Source organism: Halovenus rubra, assembly GCF_026586665.1.
Classification (GTDB): domain Archaea; phylum Halobacteriota; class Halobacteria; order Halobacteriales; family Haloarculaceae; genus Halovenus; species Halovenus rubra.
The window spans coordinates 31,419-55,057 of sequence record NZ_JAODIY010000004.1 but is presented as its reverse complement, the minus strand read 5'-3'; the positions used below and the strand labels follow the sequence as shown (position 1 = coordinate 55,057).

General features: G+C 51.0%; 18 protein-coding genes and 1 tRNA gene. 6 read left to right on the top strand and 13 right to left on the bottom strand.

Features of this window, described 5'->3' with window-relative positions; all coding sequences use genetic code 11:
• Positions 1–18: 18 nt before the first annotated feature.
• Positions 19–420, bottom strand: coding sequence for a serine O-acetyltransferase (locus N5098_RS02570; protein ID WP_267636134.1), 402 nt, complete (start codon positions 418–420; stop codon positions 19–21).
• A gap of 279 nt (positions 421–699) precedes the next feature.
• On the opposite strand from N5098_RS02570, the gene N5098_RS02565 reads away from it, so the two are divergent.
• Both N5098_RS02565 and N5098_RS02560 read left to right on the top strand, forming a co-directional pair.
• Positions 700–1,848, top strand: coding sequence for a glycosyltransferase family 4 protein (locus N5098_RS02565; protein ID WP_267636133.1), 1,149 nt, complete (start codon positions 700–702; stop codon positions 1,846–1,848).
• Positions 1,849–1,885: 37 nt separating this feature from the next.
• Complete coding sequence (locus tag N5098_RS02560) at positions 1,886–2,863, top strand: alkaline phosphatase family protein (RefSeq protein WP_267636132.1); 978 nt, start codon at positions 1,886–1,888, stop codon at positions 2,861–2,863.
• Between the two features lie 25 nt (positions 2,864–2,888).
• On the opposite strand, the gene N5098_RS02555 is transcribed toward N5098_RS02560, so the two are convergent.
• On the bottom strand, positions 2,889–3,929 hold the full coding sequence (locus N5098_RS02555; protein WP_267636131.1) for a glycosyltransferase family 4 protein: 1,041 nt from the start codon (positions 3,927–3,929) through the stop codon (positions 2,889–2,891).
• A 216-nt stretch (positions 3,930–4,145) separates the two neighbouring features.
• Here N5098_RS02555 and N5098_RS02550 point away from each other — a divergent pair, with 216 nt between their 5' ends.
• A complete protein-coding gene (locus tag N5098_RS02550; RefSeq protein WP_267636130.1) occupies positions 4,146–5,573 on the top strand; it encodes a capsular polysaccharide export protein, LipB/KpsS family in 1,428 nt (475 codons plus the stop codon).
• Between the two features lie 447 nt (positions 5,574–6,020).
• Positions 6,021–7,496, top strand: coding sequence for a flippase (locus N5098_RS02545; protein ID WP_267636129.1), 1,476 nt, complete (start codon positions 6,021–6,023; stop codon positions 7,494–7,496).
• 5 nt (positions 7,497–7,501) lie between these two features.
• Here N5098_RS02545 and N5098_RS02540 read toward each other — a convergent pair whose 3' ends face one another.
• From N5098_RS02540 to aglG, 4 genes are all read right to left on the bottom strand, one after another.
• Complete coding sequence (locus N5098_RS02540) at positions 7,502–8,221, bottom strand: alkaline phosphatase family protein (RefSeq protein WP_267636128.1); 720 nt, start codon at positions 8,219–8,221, stop codon at positions 7,502–7,504.
• Positions 8,222–8,457: 236 nt separating this feature from the next.
• Positions 8,458–9,465, bottom strand: coding sequence for a phytanoyl-CoA dioxygenase family protein (locus N5098_RS02535; protein WP_267636127.1), 1,008 nt, complete (start codon positions 9,463–9,465; stop codon positions 8,458–8,460).
• 222 nt (positions 9,466–9,687) lie between these two features.
• Entirely contained in the window at positions 9,688–10,965 is a 1,278-nt protein-coding gene (locus N5098_RS02530; protein WP_267636126.1) for a nucleotide sugar dehydrogenase, read from the bottom strand.
• 101 nt (positions 10,966–11,066) lie between these two features.
• A complete protein-coding gene (aglG, locus tag N5098_RS02525; RefSeq protein WP_267636125.1) occupies positions 11,067–11,987 on the bottom strand; it encodes a glucosyl-dolichyl phosphate glucuronosyltransferase in 921 nt (306 codons plus the stop codon).
• A 279-nt stretch (positions 11,988–12,266) separates the two neighbouring features.
• Between aglG and N5098_RS02520 the strand changes: the two genes are divergently transcribed.
• A complete protein-coding gene (locus N5098_RS02520) occupies positions 12,267–13,439 on the top strand; it encodes a sensor histidine kinase (RefSeq protein ID WP_267636124.1) in 1,173 nt (390 codons plus the stop codon).
• Positions 13,440–13,487: 48 nt separating this feature from the next.
• On the opposite strand, the gene xacF is transcribed toward N5098_RS02520, so the two are convergent.
• From xacF to N5098_RS02485, 7 genes are all read right to left on the bottom strand, one after another.
• Positions 13,488–14,939, bottom strand: a complete 1,452-nt coding sequence (xacF, locus tag N5098_RS02515) for a 2,5-dioxovalerate dehydrogenase (protein WP_267636517.1) — start codon at positions 14,937–14,939, stop codon at positions 13,488–13,490.
• Positions 14,940–15,164: 225 nt separating this feature from the next.
• On the bottom strand, positions 15,165–15,590 hold the full coding sequence (locus N5098_RS02510; protein ID WP_267636123.1) for a NusA-like transcription termination signal-binding factor: 426 nt from the start codon (positions 15,588–15,590) through the stop codon (positions 15,165–15,167).
• A 2-nt stretch (positions 15,591–15,592) separates the two neighbouring features.
• Positions 15,593–16,786: a DNA-directed RNA polymerase subunit A'' gene (gene rpoA2 / locus N5098_RS02505; RefSeq protein WP_267636122.1), complete on the bottom strand. Its 1,194-nt coding sequence runs from the start codon at positions 16,784–16,786 to the stop codon at positions 15,593–15,595.
• A gap of 9 nt (positions 16,787–16,795) precedes the next feature.
• Positions 16,796–19,708: a DNA-directed RNA polymerase subunit A' gene (locus N5098_RS02500; RefSeq protein ID WP_267636121.1), complete on the bottom strand. Its 2,913-nt coding sequence runs from the start codon at positions 19,706–19,708 to the stop codon at positions 16,796–16,798.
• 1 nt (position 19,709) lies between these two features.
• Positions 19,710–21,536 (bottom strand): DNA-directed RNA polymerase subunit B, encoded by a 1,827-nt coding sequence (rpoB, locus tag N5098_RS02495; RefSeq protein ID WP_267636120.1) that lies wholly within the window; start codon positions 21,534–21,536, stop codon positions 19,710–19,712.
• A gap of 4 nt (positions 21,537–21,540) precedes the next feature.
• Entirely contained in the window at positions 21,541–23,103 is a 1,563-nt protein-coding gene (locus tag N5098_RS02490) for a DNA-directed RNA polymerase subunit B'' (protein WP_267636119.1), read from the bottom strand.
• On the bottom strand, positions 23,103–23,330 hold the full coding sequence (locus N5098_RS02485; protein WP_267636118.1) for a DNA-directed RNA polymerase subunit H: 228 nt from the start codon (positions 23,328–23,330) through the stop codon (positions 23,103–23,105). Before N5098_RS02485 ends, N5098_RS02490 begins: the two co-directional genes overlap by 1 nt.
• A 225-nt stretch (positions 23,331–23,555) precedes the next feature.
• Here N5098_RS02485 and N5098_RS02480 point away from each other — a divergent pair.
• Positions 23,556–23,628 (top strand) — tRNA-Asp (locus tag N5098_RS02480).
• Positions 23,629–23,639: the final 11 nt, after the last annotated feature.

Genomic DNA, 23,639 nt, shown 5'->3' with positions numbered 1-23,639 from the left:
TAGGGTGGACGGTGGCTTCTATTTTTCCTCGGCCGGCGCACCAACAACAGTTGTGTTCGCACTGACATCATCTACCACAACTGCATTTGCACCAACAACACACCCATCATTTAATTCGATATTACCAAGCACAACGGATCCGGCACCGATCCGCACGTTGTCTCCGATTGTTGGATATCCCGCTTCTGGGTCTGGTTCAGGTCTGCCGATTGTGACATTTTGTTGAATCCGAACGTTTTTACCGATCTCTACCTCGTGCCCAACTACGATACCAACTGGGTGTGGCAATGTTGTACTCTGTGGGAGTGGTATCGATATATCACAGGATGTGAAAATCTTGTGTTTACGGAAGCGGATAGCGTTGTATATATTTATTAAGTTTATTCCAATTAGATACGCAACTGTCAGATGGAGTGTCATTAGTAGTCCATCTGACTCTACACGCCTAATGAATCGAGATACTAACGTCATATCATGTCTCGTTTGCACGCGATTATTATAAACGTAGGTTGGTCAATGCTCCGCTTGGAGAGTCGAACAGTCTATGTCGAACAGCGTATCCAAGGGCGGAGGTTACACGTGAACCGATACACTCAATTTGTCCGCTCATAAGTACGTACATAGACACGACGTCCAACACAGTGTTCTAATGAGACAACTTGAGACCGCTGTTCCACCAATTAAAAAGTGAGACAAGAGATGACCAGTGAAATAGACGATGTCTGTATCGTTACGCAACCGGGAGGAGACCACGAAGAAAAAAGCCATGAGCGGGACTTGGCTCGAATACTAAGCGAGTTAACCTCTATTGTCGTTCTCACCGCCAACATTGGCGACGAGTCACCGCTCAGAGCAGAGCAAGACGTTATCGAGTATAGTTCACGTAGTGCTGGCGGCCATATCATCACCGAGCTGGTTCAGTTCGTTCTCAACCAGCTACGTCTGTGTCGGTCGCTAGTGGCGCGCGAAGAGAGAATCGTGCTGTTTTTCGGTACGACATCATATCTCCTCCCGATAATTGTTGCTCGTCTAGTTGGGAAGCAGGTTGTACTTCTGCCACGGGGAGATGTTGCGTTATCAGTCCAACTTCGGTGGGAAAGACAGTTGCCAGATCAGTTAGCACGTTTTCTCGCACAGTGTGTTTCCACTCTTGAAGAGGCTGGCTACCGAACCGCCCACGCAATCATAACCTATACCCCATCGATGGCAGAGACGCTCGGCGCAGACCAGTACGACGATAAACTCTATCCCCATGGTGCCAGGTTCATCGACACCGATGAGTTCGCCGTACAAACGCCGTTTGAGGACCGTGGCCGAACAGTTGGATTCGTTGGGCGATTAGATGTCGAAAAGCAAATCCCGGTGCTCGTGGAGATGGTTAAACACCTTCCGGACGACATTCGTATCGTCTTCGTTGGTGATGGAGAGTATCGGACATATCTCGAAGAAGAACTATCTGAAGAAATATCAGCTGGAAAAGTCGAGGTACCAGGCTGGGTTTCTCACGATGAGGTATCAAATCAGTATAACCGATTTCGGTTGTTGTTGTTGCCCTCTGCAGAAACAGAAGGACTCCCAACGACAGTTCTTGAAGGAATGGCCTGTGGAACGCCATCCTATGCAACGCCTGTTTCGGGGGTTCCAGATGTCGTACACAACGAGGAGACAGGGTTTATAATGCATCAGGTTGATTCCACGGTTCTTGCAGATGAAGTGACAGCGATTCTCGAAAGCGAAGAGATAGATGACATTAGTAGGGCAGCACGAGAGCTGATCGAGACCGAGTACAGCTTCAAGGCAGCTGTCAGTCGTTACGAGAATATCTTACAGGAGATTTCGTTGAAGTGACGAAACGTATAACTGTTGTGCACAGGTACTCCGACGCATGACTGTAGTCGTTCTTGGTATCGATGCACTCGACCCGGATCTGGTTGGTCGTGAAAAGTATCCAAATCTGACACTTAACCAGTTCGAGCGGATCGAGACAATTGTCAGTTCGGCGGGTGATCCAAGCACCCACGAACTCTGGCCAACGATTATTACGGGAAAAAAGCCTGACGAACATGGAATATTGCTTGATGACGGTGTTGCTTGGGAAAGTTCGCTTCTCAAGACGGCCTCTAGAGTGAGTGACTATGCAATCCCCGATAGCCTACAGACAAGGTTGGGGGCGTGGTTACTGAACAATACGTCACAAGATGCATTTCGGATTCCAGCAACCTACTACGAGGAGAACGGTCTTTCAACGGTGTTCGATGAGGCTGTCGCCGAAGTAATTGGTGTTCCAAATTACGTTACGGATCCGGATTCAGAGGACCGCGAACACCAACTTCGGCGAAGAATGGGAGACCTTTTTGAGCGAGATCCAGAGGCAAAAGGAGGACACACTTCGTCAGATGTGGCCGAATTTTACGAGATGTGCATAGAAATGGTTATGATTCGTATCGCGCGTGTCCGCCGCGCTGTCAGGAGCCAGCAGAACCAACTGGTATTTGGGTACACCAGTGGCCTTGACCTGATTGGACATGTCTCTCACGATCGGCCCGAAATGCAACGACAGGCATATGAGGAGATTGACCAGTTTGTCGGTGAACTCCTCGATGACCTCACAGACAAGGATGTGCTAATTCTTGTGAGTGACCATGGACTTCAGGACGGTTTACATACAGAAGAAGCGATGATCTCAAGTACTGACCCAGATCTGCTCGCCAATATTTCTAGTGTTACTGGTGTCCGTAACGTCATCGAGTCGTCTCTTGGACACCGAAGCCACCAGACCGGGTCTCGATGGAGCGATAACGAACAAGAAGATAAGACAGATAATCAAGTCAAAAGCCACCTCGAAGACTTAGGATACATGTGAACGTATCCAACCGTAGAGTGTCGGGTTAACTGAGCTCTGCTCGATACACGTCACGATAGCCACGAGCACAGTCTTCCAGCGTGAACTCCTCTCTGATACGGGTGCGGTTCTGTTCACCAATCGTCTGGGCTTTTTGTGGATTCTCAAGGAGTTCTCGAAGAGCGTTTGCAATTGACACTGGGTCTGTTCTGTCAACAAAAACACCCGCATCACCAACAACCTCATGAAATATCGGGATATCACTGACAACAACTGGCAGACCAACAGCCATCCCTTCTGTGACTGCAACGCAGAACCCCTCTCCGTGCGAAGGCAGGGCAAACACATCTCCGTTTGCGATTTCAGCATACACGTCTTGTCGGTCTGGAAGATAACCAAGGAATTCAACCCGTGATTCAACGCCAGCTTTCCGCGTCATCTGCTGTAGTTCTGATTTATATGGCCCATCACCAATAATCCGAAGCGAGATGTTATCAGTGTGTGCGATTGCCCGAATCAACGTTCCAAGATTTTTTCGTTTGATGAGCCGCGTTGCAGTTACCACAGTTTGAGACGTACTGGTAGGAGTTGGAGAAGACTGAATTGCATCGATATTTACACCATTATGCACCACGTATTCATTGGCCCGAGATTTGAGAGCCTTTTCAATCAGATTGTATGAGCGTGACGTACACTGCGAGTTGTAAATAATTGTGTCTGCTAGCAGGAGACCAGGTATGTTTTTGACTTTTTCTTCACGAGTATAGTGAAGGTGGCCGTGCTGTGTATTGACGTGATGAATTGGTTGTCTGATTGCATGGTATCCGACCTTTGCCGCCTCCGCGACAGTGTGGGTGTGAACGATATCGTATCGCTTTCCCACATCGTGTAGTAATGTACTAAAGTCGTCGAACCCGCACAAATCAGTGAGTACTTGATCGTTCTCGACGGTGTCTGGGAGCTCTTGAGGTAATGGGTCCTTCGAGACCAGAGAAACATTTGTGTCCGGAAGTCTATCAGTTGCAGACGCAATCTCTACCGGAATCGTTGTTCCGCTAATATTTCCAAGTACGTGCAATACATTCATATTGAATCATCATGATACGCGGATGGGAATTTAGTTTTCGGTACTAATGTAACACACAGAAAACAAGGCAAATCGGGACAGTTATGTATCGGCTTTTTGTAGCAGATAACAGATACAATTAGGCTAGGAGAGTATGTGTATAGACTGTTTACAAAACGCTGAGTATCTGCCTGCATATTACAATAGTAACACAGAATATTCAAAGCACAGGAATTCATGACAAACCTGTTCATAAACTACAATTGGGGTTCGACGGAGGCGTATCATGACGTGACCTGTGAGCTACTCAATCGTGCCAGTGTAGACAAGGTGGGAGCTACAGTTGTAGGGCGGAGGGCATACAAATTTCTCAAACAGCAAGACGAGGTTAATTATGATCCACTGTACTGCGTGCAGGACCTACATAATACAATTACGGAACAACAGGCCACATCTGTGAAGCTTGCAGAGCTTGAAGACCGCTATGGAGTTCCTAACTTATGGCCTGCGCTGCTGGCGGATCGAAAATATACTGAGTACCCTCCAAAGAAGCAAAAGGCGTTACTCCGTGGGTGGTTTGACTTTTTCATCAAGACTTTTGAGAGGTTTGAGCCAGACGTATACATGACGTCGGACGTGGATTCGGCCTACACTTGGATACCTTTCCGAATTGTTACGGAAGATTACGGAACTGCCGTACAAAAAGGGCATACAAGGGTCCTTGACCGGAAAGGATTGCAAAAGACAGTGTCCGATCAGTTTGAGGCGATCTGGAATCGGTACAACCAGATAGAATCTAATGCTGGAAAGAAGTACCCAGACTCTCACGAGAAAGCGACCACGTTTCTGAATAAGTTCCGTACAGAAGGTCTTACACCGGGATATACCGGCGGAGACTCTTCGCCAGAAAAAGAATCATCAAAGCTTCAAGAAGCGGTTGAGTACTGGTATGAAAAGAATTTTCGATATTACAAGAACGATTTCTATCACGGTACGACGCGAAACCGAATAAAAGTGTCTCTCAAGCGGTTGTTCTGGAGAAAGTACATTAAAAAGAAAAGTCTGTTCAAAAAACCGAACTACGACAAAAAGTACGTTTATTTTCCATTACACCTACAGCCAGAAGCGTCTACGATGGTCAAGGCACCAATGTATGTCGAGTTACCAGATGTCATTCGAAATATTAGCAAGAGTTTGCCAATTAATCATAGATTATATGTAAAAGAGCACCCAGCATTGTATAATTATAAAACTCGAAATCCAAAATATTATAAAGAGATTAGCGATCTTCCGAACACCACACTTATTCACCCAAATGTAGATTCTCATGAACTAATCAAACAATCTACAGCAGTTACAACCGTTACTGGTACAGCTGGACTGGAGGGTGCCCTCTACAAGAAACCAGTAGTCACTTTTGGAGAACCACACTATAGTATCCTTCCCCAGATATACCAGGCAGGAGATCCTAAAAGATTATCAGATATTCTTCAGTCTGCTATTTCAGAGTACGTACACACAGATAAATACGAGTCTGAGTTGATTGCGTATCTCACTGCAATCTTTAAAGAGAGTTACCCTACCCCAAGTAATAAACATGGAGATAGATTGGACGACGCAATACAAAAGCAGTGTGAGATACTACAAAAAGACGTTTTGGGGTAGCAGAAATTATGGTGTGAATTAGCTGTTTGGGTCAGTAGATCAAAACAGCAGTAGCCCTTTCTTGAATCAGTTTTCCAATTCTCTTGATTCTACTTGATTCTATTGACATAGCGGACGTGAGAGAGCTGTCAAGTGGGACCTATTTAATCAGGTAGGCACGATACATTGACGTTGTCACAGAGATAGCAGTTGCTCCACTGAAGGAATCGCGGTATAGGAAAGCGTGTATTTGGGTAAAAAGAATGCTGTGTGAGAGAACGATTGGTGTCTGTGGCCAGTTGAATCAGTTCAGGCGTTGTGTTGATAACTGAGAGAAAAGGTCATGTTGTCGACAGAATGTAGACTAGATAATCCACTAGAATCCAACGAAATATAAAGTTGCAATTGGTACACAAGCAGTAAGACATTGAAACATAAAATAGAGACTATACTGTTCCAATTATTATCATGAGAATTGGACAAACATCTCTCATAACTTTTGTATCGAAGGTGTTAGCTTCTGTCTTTGGATTTGTTGCTACTATTTATTTCGCTCGGGAGTTAGGGGCAGAAGTACTCGGAATATATTCCATCATTATCGCACTCACGGCCTGGTTTAATCTCATTGGGAATATTGGGATCGGAAAAGCGACGAGTAAGCGTATAAGCGAAGGCAATGAGCCAGGCGCTTATCTGTCGACTGGAATGTTGCTGTCCGGGGCACTGATAATAGTACCACTAGTGGTCATCTTCTTTGCAGATTCTTTGCTTGAGTCATACGTTGAGGGATTTGCCGAAATATCTCCCGTTTCAGTGGTCTGGGTTATTTCAGGGCTAGTTGTGGTGAATTGGTTGAGAGGATATATTAGAGTTGTTCTGAATTCGACGCATCTGGTGCACGTATCGGCTATGTTGAAAACGCTGCAAATCGGGTTACGGAGTGTCATCCAAGTCTCACTCGTTATTATTGGATGGGGCTTGATTGGGATGCTATTTGGCTATGCTTTGGGAGCTTTGCTGGTAGTCTTGCTTGGTTCCTATTTTGTCACCGTTCGTCCAAAAATGCCAGGTTTACGTCATTTTAAAAACATCGCAAATTACGCAAAATACTCTTGGTTAAGTGGCCTCAAGTCCCGAGCATACAACGATATTGACATTCTTCTTTTGGGAATCTTTGTTTCAAAATCGTTGGTTGGGATCTATTCTGTAGCCTGGACAATTACGAAATTTCTCGATATGTTTGGAGTAGCAGTCAGCACAGCTCTTTTTCCTGAGATAAGTGAAATATCTGCACAAGAGTCAAAAGAAGCTGCTGCAGGATTAATAGAGGATTCGCTGACGTATGGCGGGTTTGTTGTTATTCCTGGACTCGTAGGGGGTAGCCTGTTGGCAGACCGACTACTCAAAATATATGGCACGGAGTTTGTTCAGGGAACAGAGATACTGTGGTTGTTGCTTGTGTCTATGGTCTTTTATACATATCTCCAACAGCTTCTAAACTCCTTAAACGCAATTGACCGTCCTGACCTCGCTTTCTGGACTAATGTTGTCTTTTTAGGCTCAAATATCACCCTGAACATCATTTTGATCTGGGCTCTTGGTTGGGTCGGTGCTGCAATTGCGAGTGCAACTTCTGCGTTACTTGGATTGATAGTGAGTTACCTGCTGGTTGTTCAGGTGGTCACAATCAAGCCACCAACGAATGAGATTGCAAATCAGGTGGCTGCTGCACTTGGTATGGGGTGCCTCGTGAAAATCTTAGATGTTCTGGTCCGTGAAACCAGAATCGTCCAACACAATTTTGCAATCGTGCTTGGGTTGGTATTTATTGGGGCAGGAACGTATGTTATCTCATTGCTGATAATATCAGGTCAATTTCGACAGATTGTTAGTCGAAATCTCCCGTTCGAATCAGTAAACCGGGTACTCTTGGCTGAAAAGTAGCCACCTCAAAGATAGCCAAGGTCGCGCAACCGATCTTTAGTTGGCGCCGGGTCAGAATCTGCTGTCTGTGTTGATGAACCTTCGACGATCTCTCTTCTTGACTCAAACTCTGGCTTGAACCACGGAACCTTGACGAGTTCTTCTTTCCGTATCTCAGGAGTATGGCCATACATCGGTGTCGGAACTGGCCCAATCCATTCGCCAAACAGTTCGCCGTGGTCAGCTGTGAGTACACTTTTTCCATCGACGGCATCTAACAACTCGGCCACCGAATCAAGCACAATCGAGAGGTTCTCTATGTATCCGTTCCAAGCCTCCTCGGTAGTTATATCTGTCAAGCCATAGTGGAGTGCAGGTCCGACAGACAGAGATGTGTCACCCTCTGGGTCGTCGAGACCATACGTTCGCCGGTACTCCATACCCTGTTCTCCGATAAACGGCAGATGTGGCTGCATATAGTGAACAATCAGCCGCTTGTTCGGGTACTTCTCATGCGCTTCGATCGCCGCTTGTGTCACCGTTTCTGGAAGTACTGTCTGGTATTTTGAATTCCACCCAGAATCCCAGACGTTAATCAATTCGAAAAATTCTGTATCGATTTTGCCTGTGTAGGGGTTTGCAGAGACATAAACAACATCATTGTACGGTCCCGAATCAAAATTTTCTTCCAGAAACTCTAGACTCTGCCCGCCTTTCGATATCCGTGATTCGAGTTTTCCCTCCATCTCGATACAGTCTGCAAACGCATCATACCGGCAAGCATCAAGGAGAAGAAGGTTATCCCAGCTTTCTGAAAGAACATCAACACCAGATTTTGTCTGGGTTTTACTATTTATTAGTTTATTAATTTCTCTATGTTTATAGCTCAACCATCCGAATCCGTATCTTACCCCACTGTATGTGGCGGCGAGGAGTCCCTGTTTCTGATAGCGTTCTCTCACCGTGGCAGTAATCGAAGGCATCAGTACTTGAGTAGTCTGCTCCAGACGTTCGGGTCGGCGCCTTCAAGTTCACTGTCAATCCAGTTTTCAGGCAATGGTTCCGACGATGGTGCAATGTAAAGCTGAACGAGGTCCCGAGAACGACCTTCGTCTGGAACGCCGGCTCGGTGAAGGCAGGTCTGTGTATTTGCAAGCATGACATCACCTGCCACTCCAGTAAACTTGACTGGCTCTCCGTGTTCTTCTACTACATTATTCGGGGCACCGTCGGTTTCACGGTCGAAGCTCGCGTTCCGCTTTGCATATTCTCGGGTGTATTTTTTTGGCATGATATGCAACGGACCATCTTCTTCCGTTGTCTCTCCGAGACAGACGAACAATTTGATATGGTCGCTTGTTTTTCCGTCACAGTGCCAGTGGTTGTTATACACTTCTTTTGACTCCATAAGTTCGGGAGGAATATGATGCGTGCGGTATGCCCGAAGGTTCCGAATTTGTATATGAGAACGGTAGTAGTTCCGCAATATGTTCTTGACCTTTTCTGTCACTAACTGCTCAGCTTCTGGAAAGTACTCTTCTTGTGGACTGTCGATACCTCGTATATACACGTTTCCATCACCCGGATCGTTCGAATGTGATGACTTTGTGTGCTCTTTGTTCTCGATTATGTTATTATACCGTGAGACAACTTCATCAATTACGTCTTCATCGTAAATATTTCCGATTTTAGTGTATCCATTATGCCGTAGTTCCATCGCAGCCTCTAGCTCTTCGCTCTCTTGTGTTGTCTCTATTTGTGGGGGATTACCCGAGGCAGTTCTACATTTAGTCTCTGCTAGATTCCCTCCAAAGTTATTATGAAATCCTGCGAAGTTCCCGTAATACTTTGCACCGACCCACTGGTCTTCTGTTTGTAGGTTCTCATACGGTGCAGAAAGGTGTCGAAGTCCCTCACTAATACCTCTCTTCATCAACTCGTATGCACCATACTTGTTGTAAACTTCATTAGCTTGTTCGAGCGAACTCATTCTAATATAAAGACAATCAGTCTGACACAATATATCTAACGAACTGTATAACTACTGTAGTTGCATTATTAGCCAGCATTCATCGGCTTGCTCTGTTCTGTTTGTGAGACACTAATGTTTTTTAAATCCGACCAATATAGAGGGAAGTGGTTCAGAAGTACCAACACAAAAAAAACTTTCAGCAAACTCACATCCGGTAGAGACCCCCTCAGTCACCATTGTCTACAATCTGTGGATGGTCGATTTCTGGTCTCCGCGAGTCGCGTTTCGTGTATCGAACACAAGGGGAGCACTCTCAATAATATCACCTATTTCAACTGCATCGTGGTTTGTTAGAATGACAGCGATATCGCACGTCTTGAGTGTATCTGGAGTCAGAGAAACAGATTCATACGTACGACCATCAGTTTCGAACTCAGGTACGTGTGGGTCGTGGTATACGACATCGGTACCGCGTTCTTCCAACAATTGAATAACATCATGGGCGGGCGATTCTCGAGTGTCTGAGACATCGGGTTTGTACGCGGCACCGACGATTAGGACGCGAGCGTCAGGGAGCGCGATGCTGTTGTCGTTAACGAGTTTGGTCACGCGATGAACAACGTGTTCAGGCATCTCGCGATTAATCCGGTCAGCAAGATCGATAAACCGTGTTTCGAGGTCTTGCTGATTTGCTTTCCATGAGAGAAATGTCGGATCGACTGGAATACAGTGACCACCCAGCCCGGGCCCTGGATAGAATGGCATGAACCCAAATGGCTTCGTCGAGGCAGCATCAATAGCTGACCAGATATCGACATCAAGCTCGTAGGCAACCTGGGCAAGTTCGTTGATAAGGCCAATATTTACGGCACGGAACGTATTTTCAAGTAGCTTCACAAGTTCTGCTTCAGTGGCAGAGTTTACACGGATTATCTCGTCGAAAACAGGTGTATACAATGCCTCTGCTCGGTTACCACATTCGTCGGTCACCCCACCAAGCACTTTTGGTATTTCGTGTGGAGCATACTCTTCGTTCCCCGGATCGATCCGTTCAGGAGAAAATGCTAAGAAAATATCTTCTCCGACGACAAATCCTGCATCCTCGAATGCAGGGACCACAAGTTCACTAGTGGCTCCCGGATAGACTGTACTTTCGGTGATAATTGTTGTTCCCTCGCGGACAACTGCCGCCAGCCTCTCAACGGCATCAACGACGTAGGACATGTTTGGTGACCCGGTCTTCCGAAGTGGAGTCGGAACGCAAACAGCCACACCAGTAACCTCATCGAGGTCCTCGTAATCAGTTGTGGGTGTAAAGCCACGTTCGAGAGCAGTCCTGATACGCTCGTTCGAGACATCTGTAACGTAGGATTTCCCGTCGTCAAGTTGCGAGATACGCCCGTCATTAATATCGACACCGACCACATCGTAGCCAGCATCTATCATAGACAGTGCGAGCGGGAGGCCAATATATCCGAGGCCGACGACGCCAACACGTTCTGTATTCGTTTTGTTCATGACAGTCTCTTGCGTGACTGGTGTTTGTTAGACTGTCGGTTTGGTAAACGTGTTTAGTATCGAACGATAGAAAGACGGTTACATCGCTGTTGGTTTCGTTTTCATCGCCATTTAACGATACCGTAGAGGTACCCCATTCCGACGAGGCCCGTAAGTAAAACGAGCCAAATTAACTGGCTCACACCGGCAATCGAAGGATTGCTTACAATCCCTTTGAGACGACGAGGGACAGCATCAAGGAGAAGAAACTGAAGAAAGTCCGTTTCTTCGTCCGTGTTTGCCTCAGGAATCAGTACCTCCAAGCCTCGCTTGGAGTACCCCTGCCAGAAGGCACGTTTCGCAAGCCAGACAGGGTCAGTGCGGTAGTCGAATATTTTGTGTGCGACCTTCGCATCCGGGTTGTAGATGACGCCACGGTCAAACTCCTCGCGTAGTCGTGTTCCAATCTCCGATTCTGTTGCCTGGATTTCGGCGTCGCCTTTGCGGCCAACGCTGGGATTAAACCCGCCAAGTTCTTCGATTACCTCCGTCCGGAACGAGATATTCGAGGCGTAGGTGTTCCGGACTTCTTCCAGTGGCTCAGCGAACCAGCGGTCGTTGACACCGATGAGCCAGTAGAACTCTTCGGGGAGAAAGTTCGGTTTTCCCGCAACCCATTCTGGCGTCATATGTCCACCGGCAGCAACCGCATCAGTCTCCTCATAGACACGGACCAGTTCGGCGATCCAGTCTCGGTCTGCAACTGCATCGTCATCTATCTGTGCGACAATATCGCCTGTTGCCAGTTCTAGTCCCTTGTTCCGTGCTGCGCTGATACCGACGTTTTCCTCAGTGCGTGTCACAATGACATTGGGTGTGTCCTCGTAATCCGCAAGCATCTGCTGGTATACTGTGTCGTCTCCATCTGAGACCAACACAAGCTCTACGTCGTCGTATGTCTGCTGTAAAATGCTGTCGACAGCGTCCTCAAAGTCGTCGTACAGATCCATCGTGTACGTACAGATAAGAACTGAAACCCTCATTGTTCATCAGTTTCAACGGTTGTCTTATAAGCGTTATCAACATTTCTTCCTGAGTACCAGGTCGTGTTGTGCTGAGGCCCTCACAAACGCCAATAAGAGAAGTTGAGAAGTTCGGACTGACCGCAGGGTACTCCCTGTTAGGGCCATGTCGAGAGCTAAAGACATTGAATACCGACTCCCAGCCGTATTGACATCGTACAGTTCGCCGGCCTGCATTGCCAACTGTCCAGTGTAGTAAATCCACGTTTACTTAACGGTTGCAGACAAATCAGGCCTATTATGGCGGGGAAAGTAGGTGTCTTTGGCACACCGACCCGACAGGGCTACCTCGGCCTGGCACTGGTTGTCGGGACTGGGGTTGCGACAACCCTGTTTGCGTTATCGCATGTCCTTAGCACTAGCTTCAATGCCAGTGAGGCACCATACGTATTCACGCCAATACTCGTCAGTGTCGCACTCGTCGGAACAGGAATACGGCTCTGGATACGAGAACTCAACGGCACATCGATGCTTCGGATTGGCGGCGGTGTCTTTCTTGGGATGACTGTGTTTGGATTGCTCATCACTTGGACGATTACACACGAGATTATCCGCGGGGGGTCAATCACATACGCACCGTTCGTGACGGTAAACAGCATGAGTATCGGCGCGTTCGTTGGGCTAATTCTCGGCTGGCTAAACGCGAGGAATCGCCGCTACGAGGCAAAACTCGAACGTGAACGGAACAAGCTCAAACAGCAGACCGAAGAGCTCGACGAGTTCGCGGGCATTGTCTCACATGACCTTCGCAACCCGCTCAACGTTGCAACACTCCAAATAGAGAACATCAAGCAGAGCGCTGATAGCGATACCCGTGACTCGATCGGCGAAGTCGAAACTTCCCTGGCCCGGATGGAACAGATTATCGATGATGTGCTAACGATGGCTCGCGAGGGGCAGGCTATTGAGGAAGTTGAACGGGTCTCACTGGTTGATGTTGCTGACTCTGCTTGGGGAAACGTCAAGACGGATGGAGCCAGCATAGCGATCGCTGACGCTGTATACCTCCAAGCCGACAGGGCTGCCCTAGAACACATCTTGGAGAACCTGTTTCGCAACGCCGTAGAACATGGACCCACAGAGCCAAACGCACAGGCTCGACAAAAAGAGGCAGCCGTTGAGACTAGAGAGAGTTCCCAGTTGACTGTCCGTGTCGGTACTCTTGCAAACGGGTTCTACGTTGAGGATGATGGGGCGGGACTACCGGATGCAGTACACGCACACCTGTTTGAGTCAGGCGTGACGACACAGACTCAGGGGACTGGCTTTGGGTTGAGTATCGTCAAGAAACTGGTCACCGCTCATGGCTGGACGGTACGAGCAACCGATAGCGCGGACGGTGGTGCACGGTTCGAGATTGATGATGTAAACGTTAGCGAGGGAGTTCGACAAAGCTGGCTTGTAGAACAATAAGCCAAATGAGAGCAAGAGTAAAGAAATCAGAGCAAAAATTATCTGGCGTTACCAGTTTTCGTAAATTGTCTTCGTGCTGGTAAAGAATCGAAGCCCCTCGTCACCAGATTCACGGTACGTGTTGCTCGAAGAGTCTTTGAACCCGCCAAATGGGACGTGTAGCTCTGTTCCCGACGTCTGTTCGTTGATTTTGACGATGCCAGATTCGATATCGTCCGCGAACTGCTTTGCCTCGGCAAGGTCTTGTGTCGCGATGCTCGCAGAGAGCCCATAATCAACATCGTTGGCGACTTCGAGGGCCTCCTCGTAGCCCGAAACTTTCAATACCGCGAGGACAGGACCGAAAATCTCCTCTTGTGCGATTCGCATCTCATGGTCTACGTCTGTAAACACTGTCGGCTCGACGAAGTAGCCATCCTCGTGGCTGCCACCAGCTAACTCCTCGCCACCGGTAGCAAGCCTTGCTCCTTCGGTCACGCCCACGTCGATATAATCAAGTGTTCCTTCGAGTTCCCCTTCGGAGGCCTGTGGACCCATATCAGCACCGTCTAATCCATGCCCAACGTCGATATCTTCGGCGCGCTCAACGATGCCCTCGACAAACTCATCGTAGACATCCTCGTAGACGATGGCTCGTGAGGTGGCGGTACAGGCCTGTCCTGTTACGCCAAACGCACCCCAGCGAGCAATCGAGAGCGCACGCTCCATATCCGCAGTATCGGAGACGATGAGGGGATTCTTGCCACCCATCTCAGTCTGGACGCGCTTCATATCCTCGGTCGCCCCATCGTACACCGAGTAGCCGACGGATTTGCTTCCCGTAAAGGAGACGGCATCGACAGCATCGTGCTCAAGAATTGCGTTACCAACTTCACTCCCAGAGCCGGTAACGTAGTTGACGACGCCGTCAGGGACACCAGCCTCGTCGAAGCATTCAAACAGCTTACGCGTGCAGTTTGGCGCGTTGCTTGCGGGCTTGAACACAACTGCGTTCCCGGTCGCAATAGCAGGTGCCATCTTCCAGACCGGAATGACAAACGGATAGTTCCAAGCCGTAATGAGGCCAGCGACACCGACAGGCTCACGGACGACAGAAAGGTCCTTATCCGGTGTGCTGGATGCTTTTTTGTCGTGGCCGAAGTCCCGAACTCGCTCGGCGTAATAGTAGAGGATATCGATGGCACGGGAGACTTCGCCAGCGGCTTCAGGAACGGTCTTCCCTTCCTCGCGTGTCAGAGTCTCCGCGAGTTCGTCGCTTCGAGCACGAATCTCTTCTGCAACACGTCGGAGAACGTCGCCACGCTCGGTTGCCTGACGATCTGCCCACTCTGTCTGTGCTTCGGTTGCTGCTGTTACTGCGGTGGTAACATCTGCTGCAGACGAGTACTGGAACTCGCCAATCGTCTCTGTCACATCTGCCGGGTTATGCACAGTAACCGTCTCACCACTCGCTGATTCCTGCCACTCCCCATCGATGTAATTTCCGTATGTATTGGTCATCGTCATACTCTCGTTCCCGTGCTGTGGAGTAATAGATTCTGGTTGATACGGCGGTCCGAGCCTCGGAATCGCTGCGAATGCGATAGATACCACTCCGACATTGTGATTGTGTCGGATAGATAGACAAAGTTGGATCTCTGGTCCAACGAGAGCAAGTCGCTACGTGTGAGTTGGCTTCGTTTCTAAAATGCAGTTCACAGCCAGAGTGGCTGGAAGCGGCACAGTTCAGGTCAGCTGAATATCGTCGATATCGTGATGGCGGCGAGCCAGTGTTCGTGCAGCTTCGATATTCCGACCATCCGTCCCGATTGCCGCGCCGTGGTCTTCCTGTGCCACCTCGGCGTAGGCCACCAAGTCATCGTTCTCGCTGATCGTCACGTTATACACCGCAGCGGGTGCAAGCGCATTTGCGACGAGGTCCTCGGCGAAAGACGCGTCTTCGACGAGTTTGATTGTGCGTCCAAGACGCTGTTCAACTTGACGGACATGCTCACCGTCTGCCCCGATGGCTTTGCCCATCTCGCCGGCCTTGATTAGGAAGACAACGCGGTCGTACTCGTCATCTACCACGCAGTCCCGGACAGTAGCCTCTGTCTCTTCCTCGAACAGCGCCGCATACTGCCGTGCTTCGTCCGAGAGCGTAAACCCCATGCTCAGTCGGCCTGTTGTTCGGCACTCATCCGCAGGTCAACGTCACCAGTTCCGAGCTTGATGGGTTTCCCGACGATGACGTTCTCCGTGACGCCATCGAGTTCGTCGATTTCTCCGTGGATTGCGGCATCAAGCAGGTGACTGACCGTCACCTCGAAGGCTGCACGCGCAAGCACAGAGTTCTTCGAGCCCGAGATACCGTGACGACCAATAGACTCGATTTCGCCGTTGTTGGTCATAATATCCGCGACGAGCATGAGGTGGCGGATATTTACCTCGCCAAGCCCCTGCTCTTCGAGCGTGTTCATCGTCTCATCGATGATGGACTCACGGGCCGCCTCGATACCGAGGTTCTTGTGAATCTCGTGGACGTTGTTACAGGTTGTCCGGCTGGCGTCGACACCTTCGAGTTCAAGAACGTCACCGAAGGCCGACCCCTCGGTATAGAGGACAAATTGCTCGCCTTGGTCTGTCTCTTCCTTTCGGATAACGACCCGCGAAACCTCTTCGATTCCTTTGAACGTGATTTCACGAAGCTCCTCAACGAGTTGGAGTAGGTCGCGATACGATGGTTCCTCAGGACCGAACTCGATGCTGAGTCCTTGTTGGACTGTCTCGACATCAAGATTTGATTCGATAGTTGCCGCAATCTCTTCGGCGACCTGAACTGGGTCATCAACAGTCGGCCAGCGCTCGTCGAGTGTATCTTCGTTGAGCGATACCTGAACGAGCATATCGGCGACATTTGTTGAGACATCTCCGAGCTGGAGAATATTCGTCGCCTCGATTTTCCAGACAACCTCGTGGGCACGCTCGCGATTTTCGGCGTACTCATCTTCGAGGAAGACGTTCATCATCGGCGTGTCCGGCTCTTTCCGGGCGTCGACCAGTTCAATCAGCCGAGGTAGCCCTTGGGTCACGTCAATCTCGGCGACCCCTGCGAAGTGGAAGGTGTTCATCGTCATCTGGGTCCCGGGTTCCCCAATACTCTGGGCGCTGACGGTTCCGACAGGGTCAAGCGGATCAACCCGCGACTCTTCGTACTCGCTGACTGTCGCCTGTACGATTTTTTCGGCCTGATCTGTTGTTACGTCTCGTTCTTCGAGCGTGCTGTACAGTTCGTTTCGGAGACGAATCGGAAGATTTGTCTCCTCAACGAAGACTTCAATGTCGTCGGATACGTCGTGTCCTGTCATGGTTTCACCTCAGTCGTCGGTCTGGGCGAGCCACCAGTCGTCGGCGTGCTCGGAGAGGTTGGTTGGTTCTCTCGTCTCACCCAGGAAGCGCTGTTTCTCTGTTGTGTCGTCAAACTCACTGTCGAGCACCTTGTCGGCAATCTGGTCGACATCGACTGCCGGCTCTGTCACGTCACTCGATACCTTCGTCGGTGAGGTTCCGTCCTCACCGAACTCGAACTGGACAATAGTGTCTGATGTGTCTCGAACAGTTCCGTCGTACTGTGCTTCGAGTTCGGTCAACGCGTTGATGAGGCGACGCTGGAGGTATCCGGACTTCGATGTCCGGACTGCTGTATCGACCAATCCTTCACGTCCACCCATCGCGTGGAAGAAGAACTCCTTTGGATCGAGTCCTTCACGGTAAGAGTGCTCGACGAAGCCGCGTGCATCCGCCGAGAGGTCACCCTCAGCGAAGTGGCTCAGTGTCCGGTCTTCGTACCCGCGGTTGATTCGCTCTCCGCGGACGGACTGCTGACCGACACAGCCGGTCATCTGTGTAAGATTCAACATTGACCCACGAGCACCGGAGTCGGCCATGATGACCGCTGGGTTCTCATCGCCAAAGTGTTCCTCGGCGATTTCTCCTGCGCTGTCACGTGCCTGTCCCAGTGCCTGCATGATTTTCATCTCGACTGTCTCGTCGACTGAACGACCCGGCAGTGGTTCGAGTTCACCCTGCTGGTAGATGTCGATGAGTTCCTCGACGCGCTCGTTTGCTTCCTCGATTGCCTCGTCGACCTGTGCCTGGGCCTCCGGTGGAATCGACTCATCGTCGATACTGATTGAGAACCCAAAGTGCATGATGGTCCGGACTGCAAGCGAAGAGACCTCGTTGATGAAGATGCGGCCCCGCGTCTTGGAGTATAGTTTCGCAATGCTATCAACTATCTCACCGCCGAACGCACCGACGGCGTCAGCATCCACAGTTCCTTCGAGTAGCTGGCCGTCTTCGATAACAACGTTGTCTCCAGCATTCGAAGTGAACTCTAGGTTGAGGTCATCCGGCAACAGCTCCGAGAAAATCGTCCGCCCCGTCCAGTACGCTTTCCCGTCTTCTGTCCCGTCTGACTCCGGCAGTTCGTCGATGCGAGTTGTCCGGAGCAAATCAAGCGCCTGTGTCTCGTTGAACCGGGGGTTCTTGTTGGTCAACAGGTAGGTTCCTGTAATGTGGTCCTGAATTGCGCCGATAATGTTTCGCCCTTCTTTTGGGCTGAGCATCTGTTCTTGAACACGCATTAGCACACGGGCCTCCGCTCGGGCCTCCTCGTTTTGCAGCGCGTGCATGTTCATCTCGTCACCGTCGAAGTCAGCGTTGTACGGTGGACAGACTGTCGTGTTCAGACGGAACGTCTTGTATGGCATTACGACGACTTCGTGGGCCATGATTGACATCCGGTGTAGCGACGGCTGCCGGTTGAAGATGACAATGTCGCCGTCGGTCAGATGACGGGAAACTTCCCACCCAGATTCGACTTTCTCTGCGAGTTCCTCACAGTTTTTCTCGGTAACTTTCAGCCGGCGACCGTCCGAGCGCCTGACATAGTTGGCTCCCGGATGCTCCTCAGGGCCGTTGCTGACGTACCGACGAGCGTCTTCGAGATTGCGCTCGTTGACGTTCATCGTCTGTGTCATCTCGCTGGCGATCCGATCAGGGACGCCGACCTCGTTGAGACTGAGTGTCGGGTCCGGCGAAATGACTGTCCGTGCCGAGAAGTTTACCCGTTTCCCGGACAGTGAACCGCGGAACCGACCCTCTTTGCCTTTAAGACGCTGAGAGAGGGTCTTCAGGGGACGACCCGAGCGGTGTCGGGCCGGTGGTGTCCCCGAAATTTCGTTGTCCATGAACGTCGTGACGTGGTACTGCAACAGCTCCCAGAGGTCCTCGATAATGAGCTGTGGCGCACCGGCTTCACGGTTCTCCATGAACCGCTGGTTGATACGGATAATGTCGACCAGCTTGTGCGTGAGGTCGTCCTCCGAACGCTGACCGTTGTCGAGCGTAATCGACGGCCGAGCTGTCACCGGCGGAACCGGCAGGACCGTCAGAATCATCCATTCTGGCCGGGAACGGTCAGGGTTAATTCCGAGGACATCAAGGTCTTGATCCGGAATCGCCTCAAACCAGTCCCGGATATCAGACGGCATCAGCTTGTTCATGTCTTCTTCGGTCAGGTCGACATCGAGTGCCGACTCGATTGCCTCGCGGTCGTCCTGCCGTGGACGGAAGTCACCGGAGAGTATCTCTTGAACACGACCGGCATCGATGCCGGTTTCCTCGGCAAGTTCTGTTGGGCTGATGCGCTGCCCATCTTCTTCGTCAGGCTCCATTGCCGACGCAATACGGTCGGGGTACTCCGAGGAGAGAACCTGCTGGACCTCGTAGTACGTTGTCGGCTTTTCATGCTGGACGTCGAACTGAGGTTCGCCACAGTGGGGACAGCGGTCTTTTTTTCGTGCCTGCCTCACAGCAGCTTTCGTTACGTCGTTGAGCCCTTCATCGAGGTCCCGTGCCCGTTTGAGACGTTCATGGAACTCCTGTTTCTCGTCATCTTGAAGCAGGAGCCGAGAACATTCACGACAGGTGCCACGAAGCAGACGGCGAATCAGCTTCGAGAATCCGACGTGGATAACAGGTGCTGCAAGTTCGATGTGGCCGAAGTGGCCGTTACACGAACCACTGTGCTGGCCACAGGTTTTGCACTCCAATCCGGGGTCGATGACTCCCAGACGGGGGTCCATGAGACCCATGTCAATTGGGAAGCCGTCGTCGTCGTACGTGTCGGCCGTGATGACCTTGGTAGCGCTCATCTCACGGTACTCCTCGGGATCCATCAGGCCAAACGTTATCTCGCTGATTTCTTTTGGTGCGTGCTGACTCATGTTAGACTGCGTCCTCCAGTTCGATTCGCGGGGCAATTCCGAGCGCTTTCATCTCGTCGAGCAAAAGCTTGAACGCGTAGGACATCTCGATGGAGTGTATCTCTGTCTCTTCGTCACAGTTAGGACAGTAGACACGCCGTTGCTCGACGTTCTCGACTGCAGCCATTCCACAGTTGCCACAGACGTTGATGAACTCGCGGTCCGATTCGTCCAGAAGACGCTCCTTGAGCGTCATGGCCGCGCCGTGACCGATGAAAACGTCACGTTCCATCTCTCCGATACGGAGCCCACCTTCCCGAGCACGCCCTTCAGTTGGCTGCCGGGTGAGCACCTGTACCGGGCCACGGGACCGGGCGTGAATCTTGTTCGACACCATGTGGTAGAGCTTCTGGTAGAAAATAGTGCCAACGAAGATTTCGGCCTCGATTTTTTCACCCGTAATACCTGAGTACATGACCTCTTTCCCGCTGGATTTGAAGCCACGGTCTTCGAGTGCACCGCGAAGTTCGTCCTCGTCTTCTCCGGTAAAGGGTGTCCCGTCGACACGCCGTCCCTCAAGCGAGCCAACTTTTCCACCAATCATCTCAAGGATGTGACCGACAGTCATCCGTGACGGCAGTGCGTGTGGGTTGAGAATAAGGTCCGGGACAACGCCGTCACCGGTAAATGGCATGTCTTCCTGTGGTGCGATGTGGCCGACGACTCCCTTCTGTCCGTGTCGTGAAGCAAACTTGTCTCCGAGTTCCGGTATTCGTTCGTCACGGACAGAGACTTTCGATAGCTTCGAGCCGTCTTCGCCTTCCATCAGCGTTACTGTATCGACAACACCAGACTCACCCGAGCGCATCGTCACACTCGTTTCGCGGCGCTTCTGGGGCGAAAGGCCGCCCATGTCGTCAGGTTCTTCGAGGAATCGTGGCGGTGACGTTTTCCCGAGCAAGACGGCGTTTTCGCCGACTTCTTCTTCTGGGTTGACGAGGCCGTCCTCGTCAAGATGGGTGTACGCTTCTTCGCCACGCGCTCCTCGAACCTCGTCGTCCGGAATCTCGAATCGGTCTTCTTGTCCACCGGGGTACCGCCGTTCTTCGCCCTCGTAGGTCCGGAAGAAATGGGAGCGGGCAAGTGCACGCTCGACTGACCCCTTGTTCATCACAAGGGCATCCTCGATATTGAACCCCTCGTAGCTCATCACGGCGACAACAAAGTTCTGTGCAGCCGGGCGGTCGTCGTACCCAATCTGCTCAGTTGTCTGTGTCTTGACCAGCGACAGCTGTGGGTAGTGCAGAAGATGCTGGCGCGTATCGGGCCGAATTCGATAGTTTGCCGAGGGCAGACCAAGTGACTGCTTGATCATTCCTGACCCCATGGTGATACGCGGTGAAGCGTTGTGTTCGGGATACGGAATCATGCCTGCACCGATACCGAACATCAGTTGTGGGTCAATTTCCAGATGGGTGTGGTCTTCTGTCAGTTCATCTGAATCAACCGCGACGAGGATATCTTCCTCTTCCTCTGCATCGATGAACTCGACGTAACCACGCTCAACAAGGTCTTGGAACTCGACTTCGCCTTCCTTGAGTGCGTCAACCTCGTTGTCAGAAATAAGCGGGTCACCGTTTTCGACCACCAGTAGCGGTCGTCGAGCACGGCCAGCGTCAGCGTTGATGATAACTTCCCGTGTGCGGTCCTTGACCGATACGTTGACCATATCGCTGACTTCGCCTCGTCGGCGCGACTGTCGGATCTGTTCTGCGAGCTGTTCCGGGTCGGGGTGTGTCCCAACCAAACTCCCGTTTACGTATACTTTGGCTTCTCGTCCCTGGCTCATGAGTTTAGTCGTCCGCGGGGGCTTCAATGCCCTCGATGCCTGGGATGCCTTCGACACCCATCCCGGCAAGTTCCTGTTTCAGCTCCTGTTCGTCTTCGACATTCTGTGAGAGCTCCATCGCCTGCGCGAAGTTTTTCACAAGCCCACAGTTTGGCCCCTCGGGCGTTTCCGACGGGCAAATTCGTCCCCACTGCGTCGCGTGCAGGTCTCGTGCCTCGAAGTGTGGCTGAGACCGGCTGAGCGGCGAGCGAAGTCGCCGCAGGTGGCTGAGGACACCCATGTAGTCTGTCCGGTCGACCAGTTGTGAGACACCAGAACGACCACCGACCCAGTTACCGGTTGCAATTGGGTGTTCAAGCCGTTCGGTCAACACATCCGACCGAACCACCGTCGACACTGAAAGTTGACGGTTCCGCATGTTTGCGCGTTCGAGCTGGTATTTCACGTCCCGGGCTAGTTTGTTGAGCGCCGTCCGGAACAGGTCACGCATCAGGTCACCAGAAACCTTCAGGCGCTTGTTCGCGTAGTGGTCTTTGTCATCTGCTTCACGGCGGTCGAGTGCCAGTTCGAAGCAGGCCTCGGCCATCCGACAAAGGTAGTAGGCCTTGTTGATACGAACGTCCTCCTCTTCGACACCTTCCTCGTGGAGATGGGGAAGTAGGTAACGGTCGATGACGTAGTTGGCCCGTTTGAGCTGGTAGTTCTTGCCTTGTCCCGAGGCAACACGTTTTCCGAGTGCCTCGATTGCGCCTTCAGTTGTCTGGACATCGGCAGCCTCCAGATTCTCAAGCATGAACTTCACAATTTCGGGGTCGTCGCTGACCCGGTGGACAATCTCTTCGTCCGATTCTAGCCCGAGTGCTCGGACCAGAGTGACGAAGTTGACGCTGCCCGAGACGGAGGGGAACGACACCTCGAGTAGACCGTCGCGAGTCCGCTCACAGAGCACGAGCGCACGGTACCCACGGCGCTGTGAGAACGTCTTGGCGACCTCAATCTGGTCACCGTATTTCGTGTCCGTCTCTGCCAGAATCTTGTTTGGCGCGAGGTCCTCACTCGTCATCAGGACGCGCTCGGAGCCATTGACAATAAAGTAGCCACCAGGGTCGGCAGGGTCCTCACCGATATCGATGAGTTCTTCGCGCGTGAAGTTCGCGATGTTACATTTATCTGAGCCGACCATGATTGGCATCCGGCCGATTTTTGTCTCGGTCTGGTCGACAACCATCTCTTCTTCTTCTTCGCCGCCTTTGATAACGGCCATCTCCATGAACACCGGTGCGGAGTAGGTAATGTTCCGGAGTCGGGCTTCCTGTGGGTACAGTAGCTCCTCACTCCCATCAGCCTCCCGGACACGGGGCGTGACGACGCGCACGTCACCCAACTCAACGTACACCGGTTCTTCGCCTTCTTTGTCTCCGATGTCGGTGTCGATAGTCTCCTTCTCGTCGACAACCTCTTGCATGCCCCGGCCGAGGAAGTTGTTGAACGAGCGGAAATGATGTTCTGCGAGCCGTTCTCGTGAAAAGTACTCCCGTGAAATTTCGCGTTTGTCCTCAATATCCATTATTTCACCACCAATCGGTATACGACGGCTGTCTCTGTTGTCCGTGAATCTCGGGTAATCTTGATTACATCGCCCACTTCGGCCTCCTTGGGCAGTGCAGAGTCAGTCCGTTGTATTTTCGGCAAGTCTGGTTTGTCGATGTTATACTCCTGAAGTACCTCCTCGAGCTCCTCATCGTCGAGGACGGTATGGTCGGGCACGAGTTCGTGGTTGGTTACATCTACCATGAGTGTGGCTTACCGGCGAAGAATCTGTTCGTAGATACTACAGTACCATATCTCTGCAAAGCATATAACCCTTATCAAATACGTCTTGCACAGCTACCAGACCCCGAATATGGGTCAGGGATTACTAGACACGTGTGATTTTGTGTCGTGGTATAAAATACCTTGCGTGACAACTTTGATTGGAAAGGCTTAATACTGAAACCCCGATACGGAGTAGTGAAGGAAGCCCGGATGGTGTAGTGGCCCATCATACGACCCTGTCACGGTCGTGACGCGGGTTCAAATCCCGCTCCGGGCGCTTCTCTGAAT

What these genes read in the sequence shown, in the direction of transcription:
- N5098_RS02570 (WP_267636134.1), bottom strand. Translation starts at nt 420, where the DNA reads ATGACACTCCATCTGACAGTTGCGTATCTAATTGGAATAAACTTAATA.
- N5098_RS02565 (WP_267636133.1), top strand. Translation starts at nt 700, where the DNA reads ATGACCAGTGAAATAGACGATGTCTGTATCGTTACGCAACCGGGAGGA.
- N5098_RS02560 (WP_267636132.1), top strand. Translation starts at nt 1,886, where the DNA reads ATGACTGTAGTCGTTCTTGGTATCGATGCACTCGACCCGGATCTGGTT.
- N5098_RS02555 (WP_267636131.1), bottom strand. Translation starts at nt 3,929, where the DNA reads ATGAATGTATTGCACGTACTTGGAAATATTAGCGGAACAACGATTCCG.
- N5098_RS02550 (WP_267636130.1), top strand. Translation starts at nt 4,146, where the DNA reads ATGACAAACCTGTTCATAAACTACAATTGGGGTTCGACGGAGGCGTAT.
- N5098_RS02545 (WP_267636129.1), top strand. Translation starts at nt 6,021, where the DNA reads ATGAGAATTGGACAAACATCTCTCATAACTTTTGTATCGAAGGTGTTA.
- N5098_RS02540 (WP_267636128.1), bottom strand. Translation starts at nt 8,221, where the DNA reads ATGGAGGGAAAACTCGAATCACGGATATCGAAAGGCGGGCAGAGTCTA.
- N5098_RS02535 (WP_267636127.1), bottom strand. Translation starts at nt 9,465, where the DNA reads ATGAGTTCGCTCGAACAAGCTAATGAAGTTTACAACAAGTATGGTGCA.
- N5098_RS02530 (WP_267636126.1), bottom strand. Translation starts at nt 10,965, where the DNA reads ATGAACAAAACGAATACAGAACGTGTTGGCGTCGTCGGCCTCGGATAT.
- aglG (WP_267636125.1), bottom strand. Translation starts at nt 11,987, where the DNA reads ATGAGGGTTTCAGTTCTTATCTGTACGTACACGATGGATCTGTACGAC.
- N5098_RS02520 (WP_267636124.1), top strand. Translation starts at nt 12,267, where the DNA reads ATGGCGGGGAAAGTAGGTGTCTTTGGCACACCGACCCGACAGGGCTAC.
- xacF (WP_267636517.1), bottom strand. Translation starts at nt 14,939, where the DNA reads ATGACCAATACATACGGAAATTACATCGATGGGGAGTGGCAGGAATCA.
- N5098_RS02510 (WP_267636123.1), bottom strand. Translation starts at nt 15,590, where the DNA reads ATGGGGTTTACGCTCTCGGACGAAGCACGGCAGTATGCGGCGCTGTTC.
- rpoA2 (WP_267636122.1), bottom strand. Translation starts at nt 16,786, where the DNA reads ATGACAGGACACGACGTATCCGACGACATTGAAGTCTTCGTTGAGGAG.
- N5098_RS02500 (WP_267636121.1), bottom strand. Translation starts at nt 19,708, where the DNA reads ATGAGTCAGCACGCACCAAAAGAAATCAGCGAGATAACGTTTGGCCTG.
- rpoB (WP_267636120.1), bottom strand. Translation starts at nt 21,536, where the DNA reads ATGAGCCAGGGACGAGAAGCCAAAGTATACGTAAACGGGAGTTTGGTT.
- N5098_RS02490 (WP_267636119.1), bottom strand. Translation starts at nt 23,103, where the DNA reads ATGGATATTGAGGACAAACGCGAAATTTCACGGGAGTACTTTTCACGA.
- N5098_RS02485 (WP_267636118.1), bottom strand. Translation starts at nt 23,330, where the DNA reads ATGGTAGATGTAACCAACCACGAACTCGTGCCCGACCATACCGTCCTC.